Origin of the sequence: Methanobrevibacter sp. (assembly GCF_045541095.1) — an archaeon.
Taxonomy (GTDB): Archaea; Methanobacteriota; Methanobacteria; order Methanobacteriales; family Methanobacteriaceae; genus Methanocatella.
Window position 1 is genome coordinate 1 of record NZ_JAZQIJ010000147.1, and the last position, 5,638, is coordinate 5,638.

A 5,638-nucleotide genomic window follows, 5' to 3' on the forward strand; every position below is an offset into this window, starting at 1 on the left:
ATTTACTCCAAAACAAGCTATAATTTAACTACTTTTTAACCCATCCACAAAAATAATTTATTCACAAATTAATTTAAATATAGTTCTAATATAAACAATCATTTTATCCCAACTACATTAGATGCATTGTAACCATTTTAAAACAGATGTGAGAAATATCCTAAATTTCACAGAAAAAAACAGCAGAATGATTTTAAAGAAAAATTTAAATTAAAATATACATATAATTAATATTAACTTAGCTAGTGGTGGACTATATGAACAATAATCTCAAGGAATTTGAGCAAAAAAAAGAAGCAAATATTTTAAGCCAGTCTGCATATTACAATTTATTATATAACACCAGAACCATCCCCAATATCCAAAAAGACGCCCCAAAAATAAGCATCATAATCCCAACACACAATAGATTTGATCAATTATCCGAATTGATAAGCAGCATTTTAAGCCAAACATATCAGAATTTTGAGATAATCCTGATTGATGATGTCTCAAGTGATGAAACCTATGAATTTTATGGCAACTATCATGACAAACGCCTGAAATATTACCGGAATTATGAGAACTTAGGGATGGGATTGAACCGACAAAAGGGATATAACCTCTCAAATGGAGATTATATAATTTTTTGTGATGATGACGACTATTATATCGACAATAGTTACTTTTTTGATTTAGTAAACATTTTCAAAGATGAAAGTGTTAATGTAATCTGCTCAGAGTCCTATACATACTATGAAAAGGAAGACAAATATGTATATTCCAATTTGAATCTTGATGAGGAAAAAATAGATTCAATCGAATACTTGAAAAATTTCATGATAAAATACCATAAGCCTAAATCAATGTTTCCGGCAGCATTCAGAAGGAAAACCTTAATTGAAGCCGAATTTAAAGAGATGACAATGATGAATGACACATCACTCTATTTAAGAGCATTGATGGTTGGTGGAAAAACATTCATTAACAAAAAAATTATTGGAGTTTATAGAGTTCATGGAAAAAATGATACGTTCAGCACTAAATCAGACTTCATAATAAAAAATCTAGAAGAGAAACGAAAGATTCACGATTATTTAAAAAAACATAAATTACTCTCAAACCTTGATGGATGGTATGCCCAACAAATTGCCATAACTGTGAACCATTATTTAAACCATGTTGGAGATAAAGAAGGGGTGGACAATGTCCTGAATTGGGTTTGGAAAAATGTATCTCCTGAAGAGTATTTGAAATATAAAAAAAGAATGATGAAAGAAAATAGCATTAAATTATATTATTTTAATGTATGGCCAAATTTTGGAGATTTATTAAATGAAGACATTTTATCTTCAATTTTCAAGCAAGACTTTGAATTTAGCTCATTTCAGAATGCAGATTTATGTGCTCTTGGAAGCATCTTCGATAAACTCGTCACAAATTCAAATATAGGTGAATACGATAAGGAGCTGCAAAAAGACTGCAAAACAGATAAACCGATTCACATTTGGGGAACCGGACTGATGTTTGACTATGATAATGTCAAACAGACAGCTTTGAGACCATTCATTATCCATGCAGTGAGAGGTGAAAAAACCCGAAAAAGGATATCTGATATTCTTGGAAAAAATGTTTCCTGTGTTTTGGCAGATCCTGGAATTTTAGCACCTATGCTTGTTGAGCCATGTGAAAAAAAATACAATGTAGGGATTGTGCCTCACAGATGGGATAAAGAGGAAGAAATCTTTGAAAAAATGTTAGAATATTATCCGAATTCAAAAATAATTGATGTTCAAAACAAACCAAGACAAGTTTTAAGTGAAATATCCTCGTGTGAATACATAATCTCAACCAGTCTTCACGGTTTGATAGTTGCCGACTCATACGGCATCCCAAATTGCTGGTGTGAAATTTCAGACAGAGTCATTGGAAACGGATTTAAGTTTCATGATTACTTCTCATCATTTGGCACAGACAGGGATGTTTTTGATTTGAGAAATGGAAATCTGCCAGATGTTAAAAAAGATTTCAGATGTAATTTTAAAACAATTGAACAGGTTTATGAAAAACAAAAAGAATTAATTGAATGTTTCCCATTTAAGTAACTCAACTAACTTTTCTCATATCTTTATATAAATTACAATTCAAATAAATCCTGATTGAAGAAGAATCTGACTATAATAAGTCATTTATGATAAATGGATTGAAAAAATTATGATAATTTGGTTTTTAACTATAACCGACACTTAATTTACCCATTAATCATGTCTTCAAATTCCTTATAATTTTTAGCGTTTAGACCTGCATAAAATATAGATTTTTGCCCATCAGGTAAATTATTAAAATCTTCGGAAGATTCATATTCCTCCTGATGTTCAAAGAAATCTTTTTGAATTTTTCTGAAAAATTCTTCCTTATTTTCATCTGAAACCTGTAAAAATCTATTTCGGACACGATATAACTTTTTAGAATAGAGATATGAATCAAAATTATTATATTTTTTAGCCAAATCAATAATCATGTTTGTAATTTCAATAGTATCTGAAAAATTGGAACCCGAATTGGTTATAGACCCATTTCTAATGCGACGATTATAAAGATGCTTGTCATAAAAATATATTCTTTTGGCTTTAAATACTGCTTCTGTGAAAAAAACATTGTCTCCAAATATCAAACCTTCGGGAAATCTCAAATCCGAGATTAAATCTCTTTTAAATAAAACTCCATAAACTGTAACCGCAAGATCATACATTCTGATTCCCAAATCCTTAAAACTGAATACATCCTCGCCAACAATATCTTTTAAAAACTCCATTTCAAAATAAGGTAAGGTGAATTTTTCTTTAGAATCATCCCTAAAAGATATTATTTTAAATATATTCATATCCAACTCTTTACTTTCAGACAACTCATATAGTTCAGCTAAAGCAGTGTTCTCAATATAATCATCAGAATCTATAAAATAGACATATTCTCCCCTTGCTTGATTTAAACCAGTATTTCTGGCAGAAGAAAGACCCTTATTTTCTTGTGAAACAATTGTGAATCTTGAATCATGCCTCCAGTAACTTTTTAAAATATTTAAAGAATTATCCATTGAACCGTCATTAACACAAATGATTTCAATATCATCAAATGTTTGATTGCAAACACTATCCAAACATTCTTTCAGATATTTTTCAGTATTATAAACTGGAATAATAACTGAAATTTTCGGTTTATGATTGATATTTTCAACTATTTCACCAAATTTAAATTTGTCTAAAATTGTTTTATCGACATGATTAGAAATGTCCTCACATAAAGCATAATCGGTTATGAAGTTTTTGTAAACCTCTTGAACTTGTTTGTAAAATTCCTCTTTGAATTGGTCTTCAATTTGATTGTATTTGTAATTTAATGTGTCAAAAATATAATTTAGAAGTTCTTTTTTATAATATTGATATAACTGAAAATTTTCTAAAAATACATCTAAAATCAAATAACAAACCTCAATATTATCAAATAACCTTTCATTATTTAAAGTCATGATGGATCCATGTCTGCGCCGTCTATTGTGAAGATAATCTCCAATTATAGAAATTCTTTTTGCATAAGTAACTGCCTTGTAAAAAAACGGATTATCTTCATGAATCAAATTTCCATTAGGAAAACTAATATTGTTTTCATCTAAAAAGGATTTTAGATAAAATTTATTCCAAACTGCATTAGACATGACAAATAAGTTAGTTTTATTCAAATCAAAATGATTGAACACCTTATCCTGATATTCATCCATGAATTCCATATCATAATATGATTCCATACCAAAATCATGAGGTTCATCATAATATACAATATTCTTAAACATCAACAAATCTAGATTATCTCTTTCAGCTTTTTCGATTAAAACTTCAAAAGCATTTGGACTAAACCAATCATCCCCGTCTAAAAAAGAAATATATTTACCCTTTGCTTCCTCCAAACCACGATTTCTAGAAAACCCCGGCCCATTATTGGAACCGTTTTTAAGAATTTTAATCCTCGAGTCTTTATTGGAAAAATATTCTAAAATTTCAAGAGAAGAATCTGTTGAAGCATCATCAATGCATATAATTTCAAAATCTTCATAAGATTGATTTAACAGGCTATTTAAACAAACATGCAAATATTCTTCTACATTAAAAACTGGAATAATAACTGAAATCATAAGATTCCCCATAAAATATGAAATATGTCTGAACTATTTTAATATATTGAATTATTTAAATAAAAATTTTTTTATATGACCTTAAAAATATTTAATATTGTAATTCCATTAACTTGAAATTACAACAACCTACAAAATGCCGTAAGTTGCTTTCAACTTATGGCATTTGATTATAAATACTTGTTTTAACTAAATTAATATTAATTAAAAATAGATTGCCCATAAAAATTTAAGATTTTTATTCATAAATATAAAAATCATAACAATCACTAAAAAAAATAAAAGGTTATTTTTCTTATCTTTCGATTCTTTTTTACCCTTTTATTTTTCTGCTAATCTTAACAAATATTTACCATAATCTGTTTTCTTAAGAGGTTGGGCAAGCTCTAACAATTTTTCTTTTGAAATATAACCTAAATTATATGCAATCTCTTCAATACAAGCAACATATAATGATTGTCTTTTCTGAACAGTTTCGATGAAATTGCCTGCTTCTAAAAGACCATCATGAGTTCCAGTATCAAGCCACGCCATACCCCTACCTAAAAGTTCAACTTTGAGTTTACCCATTTTTAAATATTTATCATTAACAGAAGTGATTTCTTTTTCACCTCTTGGAGAAGGTTTAACATTTTTAGCAATATCAATTACATTATTATCATAAAAGTACAATCCTGGAATAATATAATTGGATTTTGGCTTTTCAGGCTTTTCTTCAACAGATAAAACATTTCCATTTTCATCAAATTCGACAACACCAAATGCTTCCGGATTATTCGTATAATACCCAAAAATTATCGCACCTTCTTTAAGTTGAGTAGCTCTTTTTAGTATTTCTGAGAACCTATGACCATGAAAAACATTATCTCCTAAAATTAAAGCAACATTATCTGTTCCTATAAATTTTTCACCAATGAGAAATGCTTCAGCAAGTCCCCCAGGTTTATATTGAACTTCATAACTGAAAGTTATTCCTAAATCACTTCCATCTCCCAGAAGATCTTTGTATTGTGGCAAGTCCCTAGGTGTTGAGATAATTAAAATTTCTTTGATTCCTGCAAGCATCAAAACTGAAATAGGATAATAAATCATTGGTTTGTCATATAATGGCAATAACTGCTTTGATACTGCTTTTGTAATTGGGTAAAGGCGAGTTCCAGAACCTCCTGCTAAAATTATTCCTTTCATATTAATCACTTAAAAAAAATATATTTTTTACCCTATATAAACACTACATCAAATGATAAAAAAAGATTTTAAAAAAAAATTTTTTAAACTACTTTATCTTTTCTTTTGACGGCATTCTTTGTTCTTTTTTTCCATATTTAATATAATGAACATATGGATTAATTTTAGCATCTTTAACATCGACATATTGATCTAAATAAAAGTTAGTATCAAAAAAAGGAGAAGGATCATATCCTTTATAAACACCCTTTTCAAGATAATGAACTATAGGATTTGTATTTT

General features: G+C 28.5%; 3 protein-coding genes and 1 pseudogene. 1 reads left to right on the top strand and 3 read right to left on the bottom strand.

Annotation, left to right across the window (positions count from 1 at the left end):
- The first annotated feature begins 257 nt into the window (after nucleotides 1–257).
- Complete coding sequence (locus ACKI2P_RS06270; protein WP_407376031.1) at nucleotides 258–2,084, top strand: glycosyltransferase; 1,827 nt, start codon at nucleotides 258–260, stop codon at nucleotides 2,082–2,084.
- Nucleotides 2,085–2,230: 146 nt separating this feature from the next.
- On the opposite strand, the gene ACKI2P_RS06275 is transcribed toward ACKI2P_RS06270, so the two are convergent.
- From ACKI2P_RS06275 to ACKI2P_RS06285, 3 genes and pseudogenes are all read right to left on the bottom strand, one after another.
- Nucleotides 2,231–4,168 (bottom strand): glycosyltransferase family 2 protein, encoded by a 1,938-nt coding sequence (locus ACKI2P_RS06275; protein ID WP_407376033.1) that lies wholly within the window; start codon nucleotides 4,166–4,168, stop codon nucleotides 2,231–2,233.
- Between the two features lie 321 nt (nucleotides 4,169–4,489).
- Complete coding sequence (gene rfbA / locus ACKI2P_RS06280; RefSeq protein WP_407376035.1) at nucleotides 4,490–5,356, bottom strand: glucose-1-phosphate thymidylyltransferase RfbA; 867 nt, start codon at nucleotides 5,354–5,356, stop codon at nucleotides 4,490–4,492.
- A gap of 88 nt (nucleotides 5,357–5,444) precedes the next feature.
- Nucleotides 5,445–5,638: pseudogene (locus ACKI2P_RS06285) on the bottom strand (hypothetical protein); the annotation flags it as partial.

Bases quoted from the DNA above. Each gene is read 5' to 3' on its own strand.
- ACKI2P_RS06275 (WP_407376033.1), bottom strand. From the start codon at position 4,168: ATGATTTCAGTTATTATTCCAGTTTTTAATGTAGAAGAATATTTGCAT.
- ACKI2P_RS06270 (WP_407376031.1), top strand. From the start codon at position 258: ATGAACAATAATCTCAAGGAATTTGAGCAAAAAAAAGAAGCAAATATT.
- rfbA (WP_407376035.1), bottom strand. From the start codon at position 5,356: ATGAAAGGAATAATTTTAGCAGGAGGTTCTGGAACTCGCCTTTACCCA.